19 protein-coding genes are annotated in these 21,173 nt (G+C 66.3%); 15 read left to right on the top strand and 4 right to left on the bottom strand.

Translation table 11 applies throughout. The annotated features are described in order from the left end of the window. Positions 1–157 precede the first annotated feature (157 nt). The gene (locus ACW9UR_RS07220; protein ID WP_458916287.1) at positions 158–784 is read left to right on the top strand and encodes a TetR/AcrR family transcriptional regulator; all 627 of its coding nucleotides are present in this window, start codon (positions 158–160) and stop codon (positions 782–784) included. A gap of 68 nt (positions 785–852) precedes the next feature. After that, positions 853–2,388 carry a DUF1254 domain-containing protein gene (locus ACW9UR_RS07215; RefSeq protein ID WP_458916286.1) on the top strand — a complete coding sequence of 512 codons (1,536 nt, stop codon included), beginning with the start codon at positions 853–855 and terminating at the stop codon, positions 2,386–2,388. A 100-nt stretch (positions 2,389–2,488) separates the two neighbouring features. Here ACW9UR_RS07215 and ACW9UR_RS07210 read toward each other — a convergent pair whose 3' ends face one another. Together ACW9UR_RS07210 and ACW9UR_RS07205 are read right to left on the bottom strand one after the other, a co-directional pair. Continuing rightward, complete coding sequence (locus tag ACW9UR_RS07210; RefSeq protein WP_458916285.1) at positions 2,489–3,049, bottom strand: type 1 glutamine amidotransferase domain-containing protein; 561 nt, start codon at positions 3,047–3,049, stop codon at positions 2,489–2,491. 157 nt (positions 3,050–3,206) lie between these two features. Continuing rightward, positions 3,207–3,668, bottom strand: coding sequence for a hypothetical protein (locus ACW9UR_RS07205; RefSeq protein ID WP_458916283.1), 462 nt, complete (start codon positions 3,666–3,668; stop codon positions 3,207–3,209). A gap of 284 nt (positions 3,669–3,952) precedes the next feature. Here ACW9UR_RS07205 and pepN point away from each other — a divergent pair, with 284 nt between their 5' ends. From pepN to ACW9UR_RS07175, 6 genes are all read left to right on the top strand, one after another. After that, the gene (pepN, locus tag ACW9UR_RS07200) at positions 3,953–6,532 is read left to right on the top strand and encodes an aminopeptidase N (protein WP_458916282.1); all 2,580 of its coding nucleotides are present in this window, start codon (positions 3,953–3,955) and stop codon (positions 6,530–6,532) included. 170 nt (positions 6,533–6,702) lie between these two features. Then, the gene (locus ACW9UR_RS07195) at positions 6,703–6,921 is read left to right on the top strand and encodes a hypothetical protein (protein WP_458916280.1); all 219 of its coding nucleotides are present in this window, start codon (positions 6,703–6,705) and stop codon (positions 6,919–6,921) included. A gap of 113 nt (positions 6,922–7,034) precedes the next feature. Further along, positions 7,035–7,412: a VOC family protein gene (locus ACW9UR_RS07190; RefSeq protein ID WP_458916279.1), complete on the top strand. Its 378-nt coding sequence runs from the start codon at positions 7,035–7,037 to the stop codon at positions 7,410–7,412. After that, positions 7,412–8,104 carry a helix-turn-helix transcriptional regulator gene (locus ACW9UR_RS07185; RefSeq protein ID WP_458916278.1) on the top strand — a complete coding sequence of 231 codons (693 nt, stop codon included), beginning with the start codon at positions 7,412–7,414 and terminating at the stop codon, positions 8,102–8,104. Before ACW9UR_RS07190 ends, ACW9UR_RS07185 begins: the two co-directional genes overlap by 1 nt. Positions 8,105–8,211: 107 nt before the next feature. After that, positions 8,212–10,371: a malate synthase G gene (locus ACW9UR_RS07180; RefSeq protein ID WP_458916277.1), complete on the top strand. Its 2,160-nt coding sequence runs from the start codon at positions 8,212–8,214 to the stop codon at positions 10,369–10,371. Continuing rightward, a complete protein-coding gene (locus tag ACW9UR_RS07175) occupies positions 10,371–10,799 on the top strand; it encodes a GlcG/HbpS family heme-binding protein (protein ID WP_458916276.1) in 429 nt (142 codons plus the stop codon). Before ACW9UR_RS07180 ends, ACW9UR_RS07175 begins: the two co-directional genes overlap by 1 nt. A gap of 16 nt (positions 10,800–10,815) precedes the next feature. Here ACW9UR_RS07175 and ACW9UR_RS07170 read toward each other — a convergent pair whose 3' ends face one another. Continuing rightward, complete coding sequence (locus ACW9UR_RS07170) at positions 10,816–11,778, bottom strand: NAD-dependent epimerase/dehydratase family protein (protein ID WP_458916275.1); 963 nt, start codon at positions 11,776–11,778, stop codon at positions 10,816–10,818. Positions 11,779–11,973: 195 nt separating this feature from the next. Here ACW9UR_RS07170 and ACW9UR_RS07165 point away from each other — a divergent pair, with 195 nt between their 5' ends. After that, the gene (locus ACW9UR_RS07165) at positions 11,974–12,735 is read left to right on the top strand and encodes a gamma-glutamyl-gamma-aminobutyrate hydrolase family protein (RefSeq protein WP_458916273.1); all 762 of its coding nucleotides are present in this window, start codon (positions 11,974–11,976) and stop codon (positions 12,733–12,735) included. On the opposite strand, the gene ACW9UR_RS07160 is transcribed toward ACW9UR_RS07165, so the two are convergent. After that, complete coding sequence (locus tag ACW9UR_RS07160) at positions 12,732–13,022, bottom strand: putative quinol monooxygenase (protein ID WP_458916272.1); 291 nt, start codon at positions 13,020–13,022, stop codon at positions 12,732–12,734. The genes ACW9UR_RS07165 and ACW9UR_RS07160 overlap by 4 nt on opposite strands. A gap of 98 nt (positions 13,023–13,120) precedes the next feature. Between ACW9UR_RS07160 and ACW9UR_RS07155 the strand changes: the two genes are divergently transcribed. From ACW9UR_RS07155 to ACW9UR_RS07130, 6 genes are all read left to right on the top strand, one after another. After that, positions 13,121–14,167 (top strand): Gfo/Idh/MocA family protein, encoded by a 1,047-nt coding sequence (locus ACW9UR_RS07155; protein ID WP_458916271.1) that lies wholly within the window; start codon positions 13,121–13,123, stop codon positions 14,165–14,167. Next, entirely contained in the window at positions 14,164–14,979 is an 816-nt protein-coding gene (locus tag ACW9UR_RS07150) for an N-acyl homoserine lactonase family protein (RefSeq protein WP_458916270.1), read from the top strand. The genes ACW9UR_RS07155 and ACW9UR_RS07150 overlap by 4 nt, the downstream gene beginning before the upstream one ends. A 144-nt stretch (positions 14,980–15,123) precedes the next feature. Next, positions 15,124–16,527, top strand: coding sequence for a hypothetical protein (locus ACW9UR_RS07145; protein ID WP_458916269.1), 1,404 nt, complete (start codon positions 15,124–15,126; stop codon positions 16,525–16,527). A gap of 91 nt (positions 16,528–16,618) precedes the next feature. Continuing rightward, the gene (acuI, locus tag ACW9UR_RS07140; protein ID WP_458916268.1) at positions 16,619–17,611 is read left to right on the top strand and encodes an acryloyl-CoA reductase; all 993 of its coding nucleotides are present in this window, start codon (positions 16,619–16,621) and stop codon (positions 17,609–17,611) included. Positions 17,612–17,836: 225 nt separating this feature from the next. Further along, a complete protein-coding gene (locus ACW9UR_RS07135; RefSeq protein WP_458916267.1) occupies positions 17,837–19,480 on the top strand; it encodes a BCCT family transporter in 1,644 nt (547 codons plus the stop codon). Between the two features lie 138 nt (positions 19,481–19,618). After that, complete coding sequence (locus ACW9UR_RS07130) at positions 19,619–21,022, top strand: cryptochrome/photolyase family protein (protein ID WP_458916266.1); 1,404 nt, start codon at positions 19,619–19,621, stop codon at positions 21,020–21,022. Positions 21,023–21,173 lie beyond the last annotated feature (151 nt).

Raw genomic sequence — 21,173 nt, 5'->3', positions numbered from 1 at the left:
GGGGGAGGGCGGTTGTTTCAGTGGGGACGTGGCCGCTAGTTCGCCCCGAGGTCATAAGATGATCCAGAAAATTAATCTGGACTTCTGACGTTGTGTCAGAAATTCTGACACCATGTCAGACGTGAACAAATCCGATCTGAGGCGCAGGGAAGTCGCGGTGCGGTCGATATCGCCGAGCAAGTCGGCGCAGACCAAAGTCGCGATCCTCGATGCCGGGCGCAGGTTCTGCGAAACCCATCCGTTCCGGGAATTGACCGTCGGCACGCTGATGGCGGCCACCGAGTACAGTCGCCCGACCTTCTATCAGCATTTCAATGACCTTCATGGCTTGATGGAGGCGCTGCTCGACGAGGTGAAGGGCGGAATCGTCGAGGGCGCGCAGCCTTGGTTCTCGGGCGAGGGCGATCCGGTCGCCACCCTCAAGCAAAGCCTGACCGCGCTGGTGGATGTCGGCTACGAGACCGGGCCCATCCTGCGCGCGGTCGCCGATGCCGCGCCGAACGACCAGAGGCTGGAGCATGTCTGGGAGGCCTTTCTCGCCTCGTTCGACGAGGTCGTCGCCGCCCGGATCGCCGAGGATCAGGCCCGGGGCGTCACCCCGGGGTTCGATCCGCGTCCGGTCGCCCATGCGCTGAACCGGATGGATGCGGGCGTTCTGATCAGCGCCTTCGGTGGCGCCGGTAAGGCCGAGAAGGCCGGCGTGCTGAACGCGATCCTCAGGGTGTGGATCTCGACGCTCTATCCGGCAGGTGCCGGCGCGGCCCTCTTCGAGGGGCTCGCGTGACCCGACCCGAACGCGCCGCGATGGGTGCAGACAAAAAACCAGAAGACGACACTAGGGAGAGACAATCGATGACTTTCAAGCGACTGCTGATCGCGCCGGCCACTGCGGGTGCGCTGTTGGGAACCGCGATATATGGCAGCGTCCTTGCGCAGGACGCGCCGGTGATGAAGATGACCACGCCGGTGCCCGACGGGATCACCACGCCAGACAGCATCGAGACGCAACTTGGCGATCTGACCTTCTTCGACGGCGTGCCGGATGCCGAGACGACCGAGAAGATCTATAACCTTCTGGATTTCACCCATGCATACCAGGGTTACATGGACGGGGTGAAGATCGCCTCGATGGACGCGATGCGGCGCGGCATCCTCGAGTTCGGTCCGGCAAATACCACCGTGCTGCAGTTCGCGGAGTTGATGGATTCGACTGCGCTTTTCCTGACGGCGAACACCACCAGCGTCTACCAGACCATGTGGCTGCAACTGGGCGACGAACCGATGGTGATGGAGACGCCGCCGAACGTGCTGGGTTTCCTCAACGACGCCTGGTTCCGTTATGTCGTGGATTTCGGCAACCTCGGGCCGGACGAGGGCCAGGGCGGCAAGTTCCTGATCCTGCCGCCGGGCTACGAGGGCGACGTGTCCGAAGAGGGCTATACCGCGGTCGTGCCGACCAACACTTTCGGTCATTGGGTCATGTGGCGTGGCTACACCGAGAACGGCTCGGGCGAAGCGGCGGTCAAGGCGACGCAGGAGGCGTTCCGAATGTACCCGCTGTCGCAGGCGGACACCCCGCCCGAGATGACCTTCGTCGACGTATCTGGCAAGGAATTCAACACGATCCACGTGATGGACGAGCGGATGTTCGACGAGATCAACACCGTGATCCAGGCCGAGCCTCCGATGGGCGAGAACCCCGAGATCCTAGGGCATCTCGCCGCCATCGGGATCGTGAAGGGGCAGCCCTTCGAGCCGGATGAGCGTATGCAGTCGATCCTCAAGCGCGCAGCGGCGGCCGGGGCCGTGACCGTCAAGACCCTGATCTCCAAGCCGCGCGATCCGCGGGCCTACTGGTACCCGGGCGAGAGCTACTGGCAGAACGCCTTTCCGGGCGGCGCCTATACCTGGGTGCTGGATGGGGTCTCGTTGCAGGATTTCCGGGCGGCCTTCCACTTCTACGCCACCGGCATAACCCCCGCCATGGCGGTCAAGGCCGTAGGCAAGGGCTCGCAATACGCCCTGACGTACCGGGACTCGGACGGGAACGCGCTGGACGGCTCGAAGACCTACAGGCTGACGGTGCCCGCGAACCCGCCGGCCAAGGATTTCTGGTCCTTCACGCTCTACGACAACCAGACGCGCTCGATGCTGCAGACGGACAAGCAGTTCCCGGCGCTGGGCAGCAATGACGCGGGCGTGGTGCAGAACGAGGATGGCTCGACCGACATCTACTTCGCGCCCGAGCCGCCAGAGGGGATGGAGAGCAATTGGCTGCAGACTGTTCCGGGCAAGGGCTGGAACACGATCATGCGGCTCTATGGTCCGCTGGAGCCCTGGTTTGACCAGAGTTGGCGGCCGGGAGAGATCGAACTGATCTCGGAGTGAGCCCTGCCTTGCTGCCTGCCTAATCGCAGGCAGCCTTTTGGGGTGGCCGACAGAATGAGGCCGGGCGCTGGGCCCGGCCTCTTTGCGGTCGTCATGGGGATCAGGCGGCCTTGCGCGGGTGGCGGCCTTCCTTGACCTCCTCGATGATCTTGGCGCTGAACGCCTCGAGGTCGCCCGGATTGCGGCTGGTGATGATGCCGTTGGAGATCGCGACCTCCTTGTCGACCCAGTTCGCCCCGGCGTTGATCACGTCGGTCTTGATCGAATGGTACGAGGTCATCTCGCGGCCCTTGGCGACGCCGGCTTCGACCAGCAGCCAGGGAGCGTGGCAGACGGCGGCGACGATGCGGCCAGCCTCGGTGAAGGCGCGGACCAGGTTCACGGCGGTCTCGTTCGCGCGCAGCAGGTCGGGGTTGATCTGCCCGCCCGGCAGGACCAGCGCGTCGTAGTCCTCGGTCGAGGCGTCGGCGATCTTCAGGTCGGCGTCGATGCTCTTGCCCCAGTCGTCCTCGTCCCAGCCCTTGATGGCGTTGCCGTCGGGCGTGGCGATATGAACGGTGGCGCCTGCCTCGCGCAGTTTCTCGAGCGGGGTGAACAGCTCGGACTGCTCGAAGCCGTGGGTGGCCATGATCAGGATCTTCGTCTCGGTGATGTCGGGCATGAAGCTCTCCTTTTCGGTTGCCTGCCCGCACAACGCGATGCGGTGCGCGAGGTTCCGGAAAAGCGGAGCGGCCCGGACGGGTCCGGGCCTGAGGACGTCTGGAAACGGAGAAGACCGGGGCGCGGCCCTTGGGGGAAAGACCGCGCCCCGTAGTGCCTCAGGCTCGGGGAAGCGCTGCGGCGACAGAGGTGGGCAGGCGGGCGCCGAAGATGGCGCGGGCCATGCGGATCTGGGCGGCGGGTTTGGGTCCGCCAAGCTGGCGCAGCCGGTTCGAGAGCGCGGGAACGGCCTCGAGCGGGCTGTCGTACTGGTCTGCGACCCAGGCGCCGAGCAGGGCCAGTTCGCGGGCCTCGGCATCGTCGACCGAGAAGGCCTGGCTGATCTGTTTCCGGACATTGCGCTGAAGCGATGCCGAAGCGCCCTCGAGGGTCAGCATGGCGTGGAACATCGCGCTGGCGGCAACCTGGGGATCGTCGACTTGCGGGGTGGTGTCGGTGGTGACGTCCGGCGCGGCGGCACGGCCTGGTCCTGCGAGCGTCACCGCGGGCAGCGCGTCATGGCGGGCAAGGTACAGCGCCAGAAGCACGGTGGCGGTCAGTGCGAACAGGGCAAGCATCATGTCGGTTCCTCCGGACTACGGTCGTCGGCCGTCGTTAAGTATGTCTTGCCGGGAGATTGCGGCGCGGCTGTGCCCGATCCGGGGTCGTTTCGTGATGGAAAATGGCCGAGCCTAGTCGCGCGAGACGTGTGGCCGCCGCAATGCGCCTTTTCAGACGTCCCTCCGGCGGGGCAAGGCGTGAAGGGCGTGGCGCCTGGCCTTCGCTGTTGTCCGCTTGTGTCCGGCCCGCCGCTTTCGTCCCGCACCTTCATCCGCTACACCGGAGCGGACCAAGCGAGGATCCCATGCGCACCGACACGCCCCCCACCATTCGCCTCAAGGACTATACCCCGCCGGCCTACCTGGTTGATGCGGTGCACCTGACGTTCCGGCTCGATCCCGCCGCGACGCGTGTCGTCGCGCGCCTGTCGATGCGACCGAACCCGGATGCGGCCGCCGGACAGGACCTGCGCTTCGACGGCGAGAAGCTGTCGCTGGTTTCCGCCGCCATCGACGGCGTGCCTTTGACCGTGAATCCGGATGCCGAGGGGCTGACCGTGCCCGCCTCCGCGCTGCCGGACGGCCCGTTCACCTGGGAGGCCGAGGTCGAGATCGCGCCCAAGGACAACACCGCGCTCGAGGGGCTCTATATGTCGAAGGGCATGTACTGCACCCAGTGCGAGGCCGAGGGGTTCCGCAAGATCACCTATTTCCCTGACCGCCCCGACGTGATGACGACCTACACCGTGCGGATCGAGGGCGATGCGCCCGTGCTGCTGTCGAACGGCAACCCGACCGCGCAGGGCGAGGGCTGGGCCGAGTGGCACGACCCGCATCCCAAGCCCAGCTACCTGTTCGCGCTGGTCGCTGGAGACCTCGTGTCCTACGACGACAGTTTCACCACCATGTCGGGCCGCGAGGTCGCGCTGAAGATCTACGTTCGCCCCGGCGACGAGCATAAATGCGCCTACGCGATGGACGCGCTGAAGCGGTCGATGCGGTGGGACGAGACCGAGTATGGCCGGGAGTACGATCTCGACCTCTTCATGATCGTCGCGGTGGACGACTTCAACATGGGCGCGATGGAGAACAAGGGCCTCAACATCTTCAACTCGAAATACGTGTTGGCCAGCCCGGAGACGGCGACGGACCGCGATTTCGAGCTGATCGAGGGGATCATCGCGCACGAGTATTTCCACAACTGGACCGGCAACCGGATCACCTGCCGCGACTGGTTCCAGCTGTGCCTGAAGGAAGGGCTGACGGTCTATCGCGACCAGCAGTTTTCGGGGGACCAGCGCTCGCATCCGGTCAAGCGGATCGATGACGTGCAGATGCTGCGCGCCCGCCAGTTCCGCGAGGATGCCGGCCCGTTGGCGCACCCGGTCCGGCCCGAGGAATACATCGAGATCAACAATTTCTACACCGCCACCGTCTACGAGAAGGGTGCCGAGATCATCGGGATGCTGCGCACGCTCGTGGGGTCCGAGGCGTATCGCAAGGCGCTGGATCTCTATTTCGATCGGCATGACGGGCAGGCTTGCACGATCGAGGACTGGATCAGGGTCTTCGAGGATGCGACCGGGCGCGACCTGTCGCATTTCGCACGCTGGTACGCGCAGGCCGGAACGCCCCGGCTGACGGTGGACGAGCAGTGGACCGGTGACACGCTGACACTGACCTTCACCCAGTCGACGCCGCCCACGCCGGGCCAGCCCGAGAAGCACCCGCTGGTGATCCCGGTTGCCTTCGGCCTGATCGGCGAGGACGGCTCCGAGGTCCGTCCGACCGAGATCGTCGAGCTGACCGAGGCGGGCACCACGCTCGAATTCCCGGATCTGCCGGGGCGTGTCGTGCCGTCGGTGAACCGGGGCTTCGCCGCGCCGGTCATCGTCGAGCAGACGATGGACGACGCGCGCCGCGCCCTGCTGCTGGCCAATGACACCGACCCGTTCAACCGATGGGAGGCAGGGCACGTCCTGACCCGCGATGTGCTGGCCCGCATGGTGCAAGAGCCGGACATGCCCGCTGATCCGGATCTGCTGACCGCGCTGCTGGCGGCGCTGGACGACGACCGGCTCGACCCGGCGTTCCAGGCGCTGGTCTTGGACTTCCCCTCGCCCGAGGATGTGTTCCGCGCCGTGCGCGCCGCCGGGACGCCACCCGATCCTTCGGACGTGCGGACCGCGCTGATCCGGCTCGACACCGCGCTGGCCCGGCTGATCCCGGACCTGCCCGAGCGGATCAACGCGCTCGCCGTGCCGGGCCCCTACAGCCCCGACGCGGAAAGCGCCGGCAAGCGGGCGCTCAGCGGCCGGCTCCTGGGCCTGCTGACCCGGCTGGAGCCGGACGCGGCGACGGCGAAGTCGCTGTTCGCGCGCGCCGACAACATGACCCAGACCATGCAGGCGCTGGGGCTGCTGGTGCGGTCGGGGAACGCCGCGGCGGCGCTGGCCGAGTTCCATGCCAAATGGCAGGCAGAGCCGCTGGTGCTCGACAAGTGGTTCTCGGTGCAGGCGGCGCTGACCCCGCCCGAGCAGGCGGTCGAGACGGTCCAGGCGTTGACCGAACACGCGGACTTCGACTGGAAGAACCCGAACCGGCTGCGCTCGGTGGTCGGCAGTTTCGCGATGGGCAACATGGCGGGTTTCCACCGGGCGGACGGGTCGGGCTACCGCTTCCTCGCCGACTGGCTGATCCGGCTCGACCCGGTGAACCCGCAGACCACTGCGCGCCTCGCCGGAGCGTTCGAGACCTGGCGCCAGTTCGACGAGCATCGCCAGGCGCAGATGCTGAGCCAGTTGCAGCGTATCGCCGACCGCGACGGCCTGTCCCGCGACACGACCGAGATTGTTGGTCGGATCCTCGAGGCGCCGGCAGCCTGAGGTTCCGGGGCGGGCGTGTGCCACTGCCCCGGTTCTGCCGAAGGCGGGACCGGGGTTTTAGGACATGGCGCGCCAGCGCCTCCGCTTCGTTGCCGGGACAGAGGGTCGCGGGGGTGGAACAGCGGGGACGCTGGGGGGTTGGTTTCACCTGAAAGAGAGAGGAGACCGACATGAGTGCGCCGCAAGACAGCCCCGAAAGAGAAGCCAAACGCCACAAGCCTGCGCTGGGCGGGATTGCCCTGAGCCTGATCGTCGGGGGCGTCCTCGCGGTATTGATCGCCGCCTGGGCCATTCTTGGCGGCGACGATCCCGAAGGTGCCGACGCGCAGGTCAACGGTGTAACCGGCGAGGTCGAAGCCGTGGACGGGGACGCGGCCTCCGGCCAATAGGTCGACCGCTGTCAGCCAAAACGATGGCCGCTGCCATCGGCTCCTGACAGAATGCTGTCAGGAGGAGTGTGCGACACCTCAGGTACGGAAAACGTGCTAAGGGGAATCGCACAATGACCTACCGACCGAAAGATTTTACCGTCTGGGCCGAGATCCCGGTGACCGACATGGCTCGCGCCGTCGCGTTCTACAACGCCGTGACCGATGCCGGCCTCGAGATCGACGAAACCGGCCCGAACCCGATGGCGATGTTCAAGCCGCTCGAAGCGAACGGCGTTGCGGGGCATCTCTATCCCGGAAAACCCGCGACCGACGGCAGCGGGCCGACCATCCACCTTGCCGCGCCGGGCAAGCTCGAGGATACCCTCGATCGGGTGCGCAACGCGGGTGGAAAGGTCGAATCCGACCCGATCGCGCTGCCGGTTGGACGCTTCGCCTACATCCGCGATCTCGACGGCAACTCCATCGGCGTGTTCGAGGCCGCCTCCTGATGCGCCGCAGCGATCGCCTCTTCCGGATCGTCCAGCATCTGAGGGGCGGTCGCCTGACCACGGCGCGCAAGCTTGCCGAGAAGCTGGAGGTCAGCGAGCGCACGATTTACCGCGACATCGCCGATCTGCAGGCCTCGGGCGTGCCGATCGACGGCGAGGCGGGGGTCGGCTACCTGCTGCGCGAGGGGTTCGACCTGCCGCCGCTAATGTTCACCCGCGACGAGGTGGCTGCTCTCGTCGCGGGCGCGCGGCTGGTGCGGGCCTGGGGCGGCGCTGCGATGGCGCTGGCCGCCGAGGAGGCGTTGGTCAAGATCGAGGCCGTCCTGCCGCCCGAGGCGCGCAGCCGTGCCCGCGAGGTCCAGATCCATGCCTCGGCCTGGGGCATGACCGACGATCTGCGTGCGCGGGTGGACGCGATCGAGGCGGCGGTGGATACAAGGACCCTGCTGGCGATCGCCTACACCGATGCCGAGGGGCAGGGCTCGACCCGGACCGTCCGACCGCTGGGCCTCTGGTTTTGGGGCAAGGTCTGGACGCTCGTCGCCTGGTGCGAGTTGCGCGAGGATTTCAGGATGTTCCGACTCGACCGGATCGGCGACAGTGCCGAGGCCGGCCGGTTCCGGGATGAACGTGGCCGCACGCTGGCCGATTTCTACCGTCTGATGCAGCTCCGTAGTGGCGAGGGCTGCTGACCGTCACCGGCTTTTCATGCCCGCCGGTGTTGCCTATCGGAAACTTGTTCCATTATCTGCTTCCTGAGCCTAGTTGGGCAGAGCCAGAAATCTACAGGGAGCCGGACATGTCAGAGCGCGTCGAGAAGAGCGGATTGCAGGTGGAGGCCTCGCTGGCGCGGTTCCTCGAGGACGAGGCACTGCCGGGCACGACCGTCGAGCCGCAGGTCTTCTGGGATGCGCTGGCCGGGTTGGTCGCCGAGCTTGGTCCGCGCAACCGCGAACTTCTGGAAATCCGCGAGCGGATGCAGGCGCAGATCGACGAGTGGCACACGGGACGCAAGGGCCAGCCGCACGATGCCGAGGCCTACGAGGCCTTCCTGCGCGAGATCGGCTACATCGTTCCCGAAGGCCCGGATTTCGCGGTCGAAACTGACAATGTCGATCCTGAGATCGCCCGTATTCCGGGACCGCAGCTTGTCGTTCCGGTGATGAACGCGCGCTATGCGCTGAATGCGGCCAATGCGCGCTGGGGCAGCCTTTACGATGCGCTCTACGGCACCGACGCGCTGGGCGATCTGCCCGAGGGCGGCGGTTTCGATCCCGAGCGGGGCGCGCGGGTGATCGCCTGGGCAAAGGGTTTCTTGGACGAGGCCGTGCCCCTGGACGGCGCCAATTGGGCTGACGTGACCGGGCTGGCGGTAGAAGGCCACGCGCTGGTCGCGCGGATCGCAGGCGGCAGCGTGGGGCTTAAGGATGGCTCGGCGCTTGCGGGCTATCAGGGTGTCGCGGGCGCGCCGGATGCGATCCTGCTGCGCAACAACCACCTGCTTATCGACGTGCGGATCGACGCGGGACATGCCATCGGCAAGAGCGATCCCGCGCATATCGCGGACGTGCGGCTGGAGTCTGCGATCTCGACGATCATGGACTGCGAGGACTCTGTCGCTGCCGTCGACGGGCCCGACAAGGCGCTGGCCTATCGAAACTGGCTGGGCCTGATGAAGGGCGATCTGACCGAAGAGGTCGAGAAGGGCGGCAAGGTCTTCACCCGGGCGCTGAACGGCGACGGCGACTGGACCGAGCCCGATGGTGAGACCATCTCGGTAAAAGGTCGCAGCCTCATGCTGGTCCGCAATGTCGGCCACCTGATGACCACGCCCGCTGTTCTGGACGGACAGGGCAACGAGATCCCCGAGGGGCTTCTGGACGCGCTCTGCACGGTGCTGTGTGCGATTCACGATCTGCAGAAGACCGAGGGGCCGCGGAACTCGGTCGAGGGCTCGGTCTATGTCGTGAAGCCGAAGATGCACGGGCCCGAGGAGGTCGCTTTCGCGGACCAGATCTTCGGCTATGTCGAGCGCGCGCTGCGACTGCCGGCCAACACCGTCAAGATCGGCATCATGGACGAGGAGCGCCGCACGACGGTGAACCTCAAGGAGTGCATACGCGCCGCGAAGAACCGGGTGTGCTTCATCAACACCGGCTTCCTCGACCGGACCGGTGACGAGATGCACACCTCGATGGAAGCAGGAGCGATGATCCGCAAGGCCGAGATGAAGGGCACCAAGTGGATCGCGGCCTACGAGGACAACAACGTCGATGTGGGCCTTGCCTGCGGGCTGCGCGGCAAGGCGCAGATCGGCAAGGGCATGTGGGCGATGCCAGACCTGATGGCCGACATGCTGGAGCAGAAGATCGGCCATCCGAAGTCGGGGGCGAACTGCGCCTGGGTGCCGAGCCCCACCGCCGCCACGCTGCACGCGACGCATTATCACAAGGTCGATGTACTGGAGCGCCAGGCCGAAATCGCGAAGGGCGGGCCTCGGGCCAAGCTGGCGGATCTGCTGACGATCCCCGTGGCGCAGGGCGTCAACTGGTCGGACGAGGAAGTGCGCGCCGAGATCGAGAACAACGCGCAGGGCATCCTCGGTTATGTCGTGCGCTGGGTCGATGCCGGAGTCGGCTGCTCGAAGGTTCCGGACATCAACGATGTCGGGCTGATGGAGGACCGGGCGACCTGCCGGATCTCCTCGCAGCACATGGCGAACTGGCTGCATCACGGGGTGATCTCCGAAGACCAGGTGATGGAGGTCATGAAACGCATGGCCGAGGTTGTGGACCGGCAGAACGCGGGCGATCCAAGCTACCGGGCGATGGCTCCGGCCTATGATGGCCCGGCGTTCAAGGCGGCCTGCGACCTGGTGCTGAAGGGGCGGCAGCAGCCGTCCGGATATACCGAGCCGCTGCTGCATGAGTACCGGCTCAAGGCGAAGGAGGCGATGTGATGACGGCGATCAGCCTGGAAGCGGCCCAGCGCATCATCGAGGTGGCGCTGAAGAAGGGGCAGTCGCTGGCGCTGAAGCCCCTGTCGGTCGTGGTGCTGGACGCGGGCGGCCATGTGAAGGCCTTCGCGCGTGAGGACGGCGCCTCGCCGGGGCGGTTCAAGATCGCCCACGGCAAGGCCTACGGTGCGGTCATGATGGGCATGGGCGGGCAGGCGCAGATGGATCGGGCCGAGAGTCAGGCCTATTTCATCCTCGCCGCCAATGGGGCTTTCGATGGCGCCATGATCCCAGTGCCGGGGGGCGTTCTGGTGAAAGGCGCGGACGGCGCGGTTCTGGGCGCGGTCGGCGTGACCGGCGACGCCTCGGACAATGACGAGATCTGCGCCGTCGCGGGGATCGAGGCCGCGGGACTGACTGCGCAGCCCTGATCCCCGGTCATGGGCGTCAGATCAGACCGTCGGCGGCCAGCTGGCGAAACGCTTGCAGTGTGTGTTTCATGCCCTCCGCAGGCGTGATCGACGGATAGTCCCCGAGCCGTTCGCGGATCGGGGTATCCGAGAGGTCCGGCGGCACCGGCATCGCCGTCCCGGTGGTCGTCACCCGGTGATCGGGCGCGATCCCGGACAGGATCTCGATACCGTCTTCGACGCTCATGCAGGTGCCGTTCAGGTCGAAAACCGCCGCGTCCGTGCCGTCGGCGCAGATCGCGGCGATGAACGCCGAAGCGGCCTCGCCCGCGTAAAGCCAGCTGACCGGACCGCCGAAGGGGATCTGGAACGGCTCGCCTTTCGCTGTCGCCGCGATGGCCGCGCTGGTGCCCGAGGTCATGCCCTGGTCCCGCGCCACGCCGTAGACGATGTTGGGGCGGATCCCGATCGAGGGCACATTCCAGTCCAGCCAGTAGACCTGCGCCGTATGCTCGTTGGCGAGTTTGTAGGCGCCGTAGAGTGTCGCGATGTAGGGGCCACCGGGCGGCATGCCGTGGATCGCGGTCGAACTGGCATAAGCGAGGCGGCGGATCCCGCCGTGACGGGCGGTCTCGAGAATGTTGATCGTGCCCTCGACGTTGACTCGGGCCCCGGCGGCGGGGTCGGCCTTGCAGAAGGGCACCTGAAGGCCCGCGAGGTGGATGATCGCGCGGATGCCGTGGCGGTTGCGAATGTCCTCGAGCCGCGCCGCGTCGGAGATGTCGCCGGTCTCCCACGTCAATGCGGCGGCGCCTTCTGTGCCGAGGATCAGGGCCGGGCGGCGCCGGTCGTCGCTGAGATCGAAGGCCACGACCGGCACGCCGCTGCGGGCGAGTATGGCCACGGTCCAGGCGCCAATGCAGCCGCCCGCGCCGGTCACGAGGACCGGGCCATCGATGCGGTTCGGGTCGATCAGGAAGGGATCCGTCAGGAAGTCCATGCGCTGCCTCCGCTTGTTATCTTCGTAAGGTTTAGCGCCTTTCGCGGCCTGCTGTCCGCATTTTGAGCAACGCTGCCGCATTGCGCGGCGGGCGGGTGTTTTCGGCGAAACGTTCCTCGGCTGGTTTCGGGCCGGGTCTTTTGCTCGGCCGCCGTGCGGGTTAGACCTTGAGTCGGCTCTTGATAAGGTGTTCGCATGTCCCGCCCAGTGGTCGGTATTATCGGCAATTTCCATCTGGTGAACGACCAGTACCCGGCGCAGGCCTGTGGCGAGTCGAATATCGAGGCGGTCGCCCAGGTTTCGGGCGCGCTGCCGTTGGTGCTGCCGGCGCGGCCGGACGTGGGGGAGATCGCGGACATCCTTAACGCGGTGGATGGCGTGGTGCTGCCCGGCGGACGGCCCAACGTGCACCCGAGCTTCTACGGTCACGAGGAAACCGAGGCCCACGGTACCTTCGATCTGAACCGGGACAATGTTGCGCTGCCGCTGATCCGCGCCTGCGTCGAGCAGGGTGTGCCAATCCTAGGCATCTGCCGCGGCTTCCAGGAGTTCAACGTCGCCTACGGCGGCACGCTCCACCCCGAGATCCGGGACATTCCTGGACGGATGAACCACCGCATGCCGCCAGACGGCACGCTGGAAGAGAAGTTCGCCCATCGCCACACGGTCAGCCTGACGCCGGGTGGGCGTTTCGCGCGGATCTTCGGTGCGGACGAGGTTCTGGTGAACACGCTGCACGGGCAGGGGATCACCGATCCGGGTGAGCGGGTGATCGTCGAGGGCCACGCGCCCGACGGCACCCCCGAAGCGATCCATATCGATGGCGCGCGGGGTTTCGCGATGGCTGTGCAGTGGCATCCTGAGTGGAACGCGGCGCAGGACCCGGTCTCGCGCCCGCTGTTCGAGGCCTTCGGCCGCGCGCTGCGCAAGGCCGACGCGCTGCGAGTCGCGGGCTAGGACGCGATCCGGTCGAAGGTCCGTACCTCCTTGGCCAGGGTCAGCGGCGCGGCCTTGTCCGAGAAGGACTTGAAATGGCTCGTCTCGAGGTGGAGGTCGAAGGCTTTGGCGTCGTCGTAGATCTCGTAGAGCAGGAAACGCCCGGGCGCGTTCCGGTCACGGCAGATGTCGAACTGTCTGCAGGCAGGCTCGCGATCCAGCGAGTTGCGGGCCTGTACGGCGAGCATGTCCCCGAAGACGGGGGCGTTTTCGGGCGCCACCTGCCAGTCGACCACCACAACGAACATCAGCGCTCTCCTCCGATCCTGTATCATGTCTGCTTGAATTATGTCGGAGGCAACGTATACGTTGATCCGCAGAACTACAAGCGAGGCGGGAGGCGCGGATGACGGGTGGAGCGGAGAGACGGGTTGCCGTCGTTGGCGCAGGTTATTTCGCGCGGTTCCAGATCGCGGCCTGGGCGCGGATGGACGGCGTCTCGCTGGTCTGCGTCGCCGACCCGGCCGAGGCCGCGCAGGAGTGGATGGCCGCGACATACCCCGAAGTGCCTGTCGTTTCTGACGTCGAGGCGGCACTGGAAATGGGGCCGCTCGACATCCTCGACATCGCAACGCCGCCTGTAAGCCACGCGGGCCTGATCCGGCGCGCGCTGGGCCGGGTGCCGGTGGTGATCTGCCAGAAGCCCTTCTGCGCCAGCCTCGAGGAGGCGCGTGGCATCATCGCCGAGGCCGAGGCGGCAGGTACGACCTTGGCCGTGCATGAGAATTTCCGCTTTCAGCCCTGGTACCGCGAGGCGGCGCGGCTGCTGGCAGCGGGGCGGCTGGGCACGGTGCGGCAGGCGCGCTTCGCGCTGCGGCCCGGCGATGGTGCCGGGGCCAATGCCTATCTCGACCGGCAGCCCTACTTCCGGCAGATGCCGCGCTTCCTGATCCGCGAGACCGGCATCCACCTGATCGATGTCTTTCGCTACCTCTTCGGCGCGCCTGAGGGCGTCTATGCCGACCTGCGGCGGGTCAATCCGGTGATCGCCGGAGAGGATGCCGGGCTTGTCATCCTGGACCTTGCGGGCGGCGGCCGGGCGCTGTTCGACGGCAACCGGACGCTGGATCATGCGGCAGTGAACACGCGCCTGACGCTGGGCGAGATGGAGATCGAGGGCTCGGAGGCGGCGCTGCGGCTGACCGGCGACGGTCGGCTCTGGTTGCGAGATAGGGGCTCGGTAGACTGGGTGGAGCATCCGCACGTGTTTGTGGACCGGGATTTTGGTGGCGATTGCGTTCAGGCTTTCCAGCAGCACATTCTTGATGCGATTGACAGGAGCGGCGCGATCGAGACGCTGGCCCGGGACTACCTTGCGAACCTTGAGGTCGAGGCGATGGTCTACCAGTCCGCCGCAGATGGCCGCCGGATCGCGCTGGAGGAGACGCGATGACCACCTGGGAGATCACCGCCTTCAAATATGCCGAGCGGAATGCCCGGACGCGGAAGGACAGTTTCATCTTCGACGATGACCATGCCGCCCCGCATGCCATGGACTACTACGTCTGGCTGCTCGAGGCTGACGGGCGGCGGATCCTCGTCGATACCGGCTATGACCATGCCGAAGCCGCTTCGCGCGACCGCCCGATAGAGACACCGCCCGAACAGATGCTGGCGCAGCGCGGGATCGAGGCGAATAGTATCGAGACGGTGATCCTGACGCATCTGCACTACGACCACGCGGGCTCGCTGAGGGCGTTTCCGAACGCGCGGCTTTGGGTTCAGGAAACCGAGATGGCCTATGCCACCGGCCCCTGCATGTGCCACGACACGTTGCGGATGCCTTTCACCGGCGATCACGTATGCGACATGGTGCGCGCGCTCTATGCCGGGCGGGTGAGCTTCGTCTCGGGCAGCGCCGAGGTCGCGCCGGGGGTCGAGGTCCATCTTGTTGGCGGCCATTCGCGTGGGCTGCAGGCGGTGCGGGTCATGACCCGGCGCGGCTGGGTGGTGCTGGCCTCGGATGCCAGCCACTATTATGAGAATTTCCTTTCCGGAAAGCCGTTTCCGATCGTCGTGGACCTCCAGAACATGCTGGACGGCTTCGCCCGGATCCGGGCGCTGGCCGATAGCGACGCGCATGTGATCCCCGGTCACGATCCGCTGGTGCGGGAGCTTTATCCCGAGGCGGGCGACCCGAATGTTCGGGTCCTGCACGCCGATCCGTGTCATGGTATACTGGGCGCGGACGGCCGGAAGCTTTGACTGGTTGAGGCGTACTCGACTTGCTGTCGGCGGCTTCCGGACTAGCTGCTGCTTGTCAAGCGCGCCGCTACCCCGTACCTCACTCTGAAACATGGCGCCCGGAGCGGGTGGGGGGGCAGTGGTCCTCCGCGACAGGGATACGGTATGAAGCTTGTATTGCACATCGGGACCGAGAAGACCGGGACCACCGCTTTCCAGATCTGGATGGATGAGAATACCGAAGTCCTGCGCAAGCAGGGGGTGTGGTACACGCAGGCGTTCGATCTTCCGAACAACCGCGCGCTCTCGGTGATCTCGCGGCGGGCGGACGAGCGCGAGGACGGGTTCGGTTTCTACGGCATCCAGACCGAAGAGGACCACGCTGCCTTTCGCGCAAAGACCATCGCGGCCTTCGAGGAGGATGTCGCCGCTGCCCGCGCCGCTGGGGCGCATACATATTTCATCAGTTCCGAGCACTGCCACAGCCGCCTGCGCTTCCAGGAGATGGTCGACCGCGCTGCTGAGTTGCTGAAGCCGAAGTTCGACGAGGTCGAGATCGTCTGCTTTCTGCGCCCGCAGATCGACACCGCCGTCTCGCTTGCCTCGACCGGCAGCCGGGTGGGGGTCTTCATCGAGGAAAAATTCTTCGAACGGGTGAAGCCCGGAAACCCCTACTACAACTATCCCGCTCTGCTGGAGCGTTGGGCCAATGCGTTCGGCGAAGGCGCGGTCACTCCGGTTGCCTTCAAGCACGAAAAGCGCCCGGTGGAGTTCTTCAAGCGACACCTCGGGCTTGATCCTGAGGCGGAGTACATCCCTGACCGGCGGATCAACGGGACCGTCGACTACCGCGTCGTGGCGATGATGAACGATCTGGTGAAGCATGCGCCGGGCGGAAAGCCGCGCGACCTGCACCCGATGTTCCGCACCTTCTTCATCGAGGAACTGCCTTGCGAGGAGCCGCTGGCCGCGGGGATCGACAAGGCGCGCGAGGTTCAGGCCCGGTTCGATGCGCAAAACCGGCGCCTGGCGCGGCTTTGGCCGATGATCCAGGCCGAGGACATGGAACCGGACTGGTCGCGCTATGGCGAGGGCAATTTCCACAAGCTGGCGGATGCGGATTACAGCCGCTGGATGATGAGGGTGATCGGGCGGTTCAACGCCGACCTCGCCATGCAGCGCGGCCGTGTCAGCCTCATGGAGTCGAAACTGGCCGAGGACTCGGGGGACCTTGACGCGGCGATCCAATTTCAGCGGAAGGCGGTTGCCCAGGTCGACGGCGCTCGCGCCGTGGAGGTGATGGAGAAATGGGCCACGACGCAGCACGGGCACTATGTGAACCGTCTGGAGAAGCTTGAGAAAATGCGGGAGCGCCGGGCAGCGAACAAAGACATCAGCGAAAGCGGTGGAGCCGCCGCCCCCGGGGTGCAGGATGCGCGTCTGTCCAAGCCCGCAGCGGGGGCCGGAAATGCGCCTACCGAGGACACGCAGGCGGTGGTTCAGGCCGCGCCCACCGCCCCGCGTGGCGTGCTGACCATGCTGCGCAGCCTGGTGCCCGGGCGCTCCTGAGCCGATTGCAGCCCTCCCGGGTTGCGTTCCCGCCCTGCGCTCTGTCACAACGTCGGGAGCGCCGCGGAATGCGCCTAAGGAGGAACTGTCGATGAGTTTCAAGGCCCTGCTTGTGACCAAAGACGAGGATGGCAAGACCACCGCCTCGGTCACAGATCTGACCGATGACCAACTGCCCGAGGGTGAGGTGACCGTTGCGGTCAGCTATTCGACGCTGAACTACAAGGACGGGCTGTGCGTCGGTCCGGGTGGCGGTCTGGTGCGCAATTACCCGCATGTTCCTGGCATCGATTTCGCGGGCACGGTCGAAGCCTCCGACGACGGTCGGTTCAAGCCTGGCGACAAGGTCGTGCTGACCGGCTGGCGCGTCGGTGAGGCGCATTGGGGCGGCTATTCCCAGAAAGCGCGGGTCAAGGCCGACTGGCTTGTGCCGCTGCCCGAGGGTCTGACCGAGCGGCAGGCGATGGCGGTGGGGACCGCCGGGTTCACCGCGATGCTGGCGGTCAACGCGCTGGAGGACCACGGGCTGAAGCCGGGGCAGGGCCCTGTTCTGGTGACCGGCGCGGCGGGCGGCGTCGGCTCGGTCGCCACGGCGATCCTCGCGGCGCTGGGCTACGAGGTTGCCGGCGTGACAGGACGGCCCGAGACCGAAGCGTACCTGCGCGATCTGGGCGCCACACAGATCGTCCCGCGCGAGGACCTGGCCGAGACCGTCAAGCGTCCGCTGGAAAGCGAGACCTGGGCGGGCTGTGTCGACGCCGTGGGCGGCGCGATGCTGGCTCGTGTGCTGGGGCAGATGAAATATGGTACCTCGGTCGCGGCGGTGGGCCTTGCAGGCGGCGCACAACTGCCCGCAACGGTGATCCCGTTCCTGCTGCGAGGGGTGAACCTGCTGGGGATCGACAGCGTCATGCAGCCCTACGAGAACCGTCTGCGTGCCTGGAAACGCATCGCCGAGGTGCTGCCGATGGACAAGCTCGAGGCGATGGTCCAGCCCGCGACGCTGGCGGATCTGCCGGAGCTTGGCGCGGCGATCCTCAAGGGGGGCGTGAAGGGCCGGGTCGTCGTCGACGTCAACGGCTGAACCTCGGATCGTTTCTGATTCGGAATAAATACCCACCGACCGGTTGACCCCCGGTCGGTGGCTGTGACAGTACCGCGCCCGCGGCCGTGAGGGTCGCAATCGGGCGACATGACCGCGCTTTCGGCGCCGGACCTTTCCTGCAATCGCCCTATCCTAGAAGTAGGAGGCTGGCGTGCAGCCGGTCTCGCAGGACCGACAATCAACGCGAAAGCCAAGGGGGCTCTGATGACAGATGAAGTCACGGATGTCATAGCCGATGCACCGAACGCGATCGATACAGACTACGAGATCGGTCAGGACAACATCGAGGGTGAGGTGGGGCCGTTCGGCTTCGACATCCACAACCCGGTGTTCCTGATCTCCGGTCTCTCGATCATCTTTTTCACTTTCTATACGCTGGCGCTGCCCGAGCAGGCCAACGAGATTTTCAGCTGGCTGTTCTCGGCGGTCACGAAGGGCTTCGACTGGTTCTTTCTGAGCGCCGGCAACATCTTCGTGTTGTTCTGCCTGTTCCTGATCGTCAGCCCGTTCGGCAGTGTCCGGCTGGGCGGTCAGGACGCGACGCCCGACTACACGTATGCCGGATGGTTCGCGATGCTCTTCGCCGCCGGCATGGGCATCGGCCTGATGTTCTACGGCGTCTCGGAACCGATGACGCATTTCTCGACCTCGATGGGTGGCACCACGGTCGAGGACGGCGTGCGCACCGACTGGGCGCCGCTGGGCGCGGCTGCGGGCAATGAGGCCGAGGCGATCCGATTGGGCATGGCTGCGACGATCTTCCACTGGGGCCTGCACCCCTGGGCGATCTATGCGGTTGTGGCACTGGCGCTGGCGCTCTTCAGCTTCAACAAGGGGCTGCCGCTGTCGATCCGTTCGGCCTTCTACCCGCTTTTGGGCGAGCGTGTCTGGGGCTGGCCCGGGCACCTGATCGACACGGTCGCGGTTTTCGCGACGCTGTTCGGCCTCGCGACCTCGTTGGGTCTGGGTGCAACGCAGGCGAACGCGGGCCTGAACGAGCTTTTCGGCATCCCGGTCGGCAGTTCGACCGAGGTGGTCCTGATCTCCGCGATCACCGGCGTGGCGCTGATTTCGGTGATGCGCGGCCTCGACGGCGGCGTGAAGGTGCTGAGCGAGATCAACATGGGTCTCGCCATTCTGCTGCTGCTGTTCGTGCTGCTGGCCGGGCCAACGCTGGCGCTGCTGTCTGGTTTCGGCGCGAACATCGTCAGCTATGTCGAGTACCTGCCGGCGCTGTCGAACCCGTTCGGTCGCGAGGACACGAACTTCATGCAGGGCTGGACCAGCTTCTACTGGGCCTGGTGGATCAGCTGGTCGCCGTTCGTGGGCATGTTCATCGCCCGCGTCAGCCGGGGCCGCTCGGTGCGCGAGTTCATCACCTGCGTGCTGCTGATCCCCAGCCTCGTCTGCGTGTTCTGGATGTCGGTCTTCGGCGGCGTCGCGATCGACCAGGTCCTGTCGGACGGCTATACCGCCGCGCAGGATGCCGCGCTCGAGCTGCAGCTGTTCAAGATGCTGGACCCACTGCCGCTGGCCGGGATCACCAGCTTCATCGGCATCACTCTTGTGATCGTGTTCTTCGTGACCTCGTCTGACTCGGGCTCGCTGGTGATCGACACGATCACGGCGGGCGGCAAGATCGACGCCCCGGTGCCGCAGCGCGTGTTCTGGTGCGTCTTCGAGGGAGCCGTGGCCATCGCGCTGCTGCTGGGTGGCGGCCTGTCGGCGCTGCAGTCGATGGCGATCACCACCGGCCTGCCGTTCACGGCGGTGCTGTTGCTGATGTGCTGGGCGATCCTCAAGGGGCTCTCGGACGAGCGCCGCTTCGACAAGGCCGTCGACGCCTGAAATTCGGCCCGGGCCCTTTCGAGGGGCCCGGGCCCTACGCTTGCCTGGCATGGCAGGCGCACCATCCTTCCGAGGGCGGTTGATCCGCCCGCACGCGCGGGCCGTAGTCTGCGCAGACCTCGAAGGAGCCCATTTTCCATGACCGATCCCGTCCTGTTCTGGTTCCGCCGCGACCTGCGGCTGAGCGACAACCCCGGCCTGGTCGCGGCCGCGGCGGCGGGTCCGGTGATCCCGGTGTTCATCCTCGATCCCGAGACAGAGGCGCTGGGCGCCGCGCCGAAGTGGCGCCTGGGCGAATCAATCGCGTCGCTCGAGGTCGGTCTGAAGGATGCGGCCAGCCGTCTGGTCCTGCGCCGGGGCGATGCGCTGGAGGTGTTGCGGGATTTGGTGGAGGAGACAGGCGCTAGGGCGGTGCATTGGTCGCGGCTCTACGATCCGGCCTCGATCACGCGGGACAAGAGGGTCAAAGCCGCGCTGAAGGAGGACGGGCTGGAGGCGTGCAGCCACGCGGGCCACGTGCTGTTCGAGCCCTGGACCGTCGAGACCGGAGCGGGCAGCTATTACAAGGTCTACACGCCGTTCTGGAAGGCGGTCCGGGACATCGACGCGGGCGCGCCGGTCGGTGCGCCGAAGCTGGATGCGCCGGGGTCCTGGCCGAAAAGCGATGCGCTCGGGGACTGGGCGCTTGGGGCGGCGATGAACCGGGGCGAAACGGTGCTCTCGAAATACGCCCGTATCGGCGAGGAAGCGGCTCGCGGGCGATTGGGCGCGTTCATGGGGCATGGCGTGGAGCGCTACAAGGAGGACCGCGACAGGTTGGACCGGGACGGGACGTCGGGGCTGTCCGAGAACCTGACGGTGGGCGAGATCTCGATCCGGACTTGCTGGGCGGCAGGGCAGCGTGCGATGCAGGAGGGCAAGCCGGGCGCGGAAACCTTCCTCAAGGAACTGGTCTGGCGCGACTTCGCCTATCACCTCATTTGGCATACGCCCCATCTGGCAGAGCGGAACTGGCGCGAGGAGTGGGATGGCTTCCCCTGGCGGGACGCGGACGATGCCACCAACCGGTGGCGGCGCGGCCTTACCGGAGAGCCGGTGATCGACGCCGCCATGCGCCAGATGTACGTCAGCGGCACCATGCACAATCGGGCGCGGATGCTGGTGGCGAGCTACCTGACCAAGCACCTCATGACCGACTGGCGTGTTGGGCAGGCCTGGTTCGAGGACTGCCTGATCGACTGGGATCCGGCCTCGAATGCGCTGGGCTGGCAGTGGGCTGCCGGTTCAGGGCCGGACGCCGCGCCCTTCTTCCGGATCTTCAACCCGGCGACACAGGCCGAGAAGTTCGACCCAAAGGAGGTCTATCGCAAGCGCTGGGTGGCGGAACTGTCGGACGACCCGGGCGAGGAGGCCCTAGACTATTTTGCCGCTGTGCCCCGGACGTGGGATCTGTCTCCGGATCAGGACTATCCCGAGCCGATGGTGGACCTGAAGCGCGGGCGCGAGCGGGCGCTGGAGGCCTATCAGGCCACGAAGGACTGAAGGCGGCAGTCGCGATACAGGCCAAAATCCGGCCACAAACCCCGGCTAGCATCCGTGCCCACTGTGGCGGGCCGGCCCCGGTCCCGCGCCTGCGAGCCCTTTCCGTATTCGCGGAAGGTCCGGCGCATTCTATTCTGGGGCCTGGTCGTCC

The sequence above is a fragment of the Halovulum sp. GXIMD14794 genome (assembly GCF_054457455.1).
The sequence above is the reverse complement of the archived record's forward strand: the minus strand, read 5'-3'. Positions and strand labels throughout refer to the sequence as shown.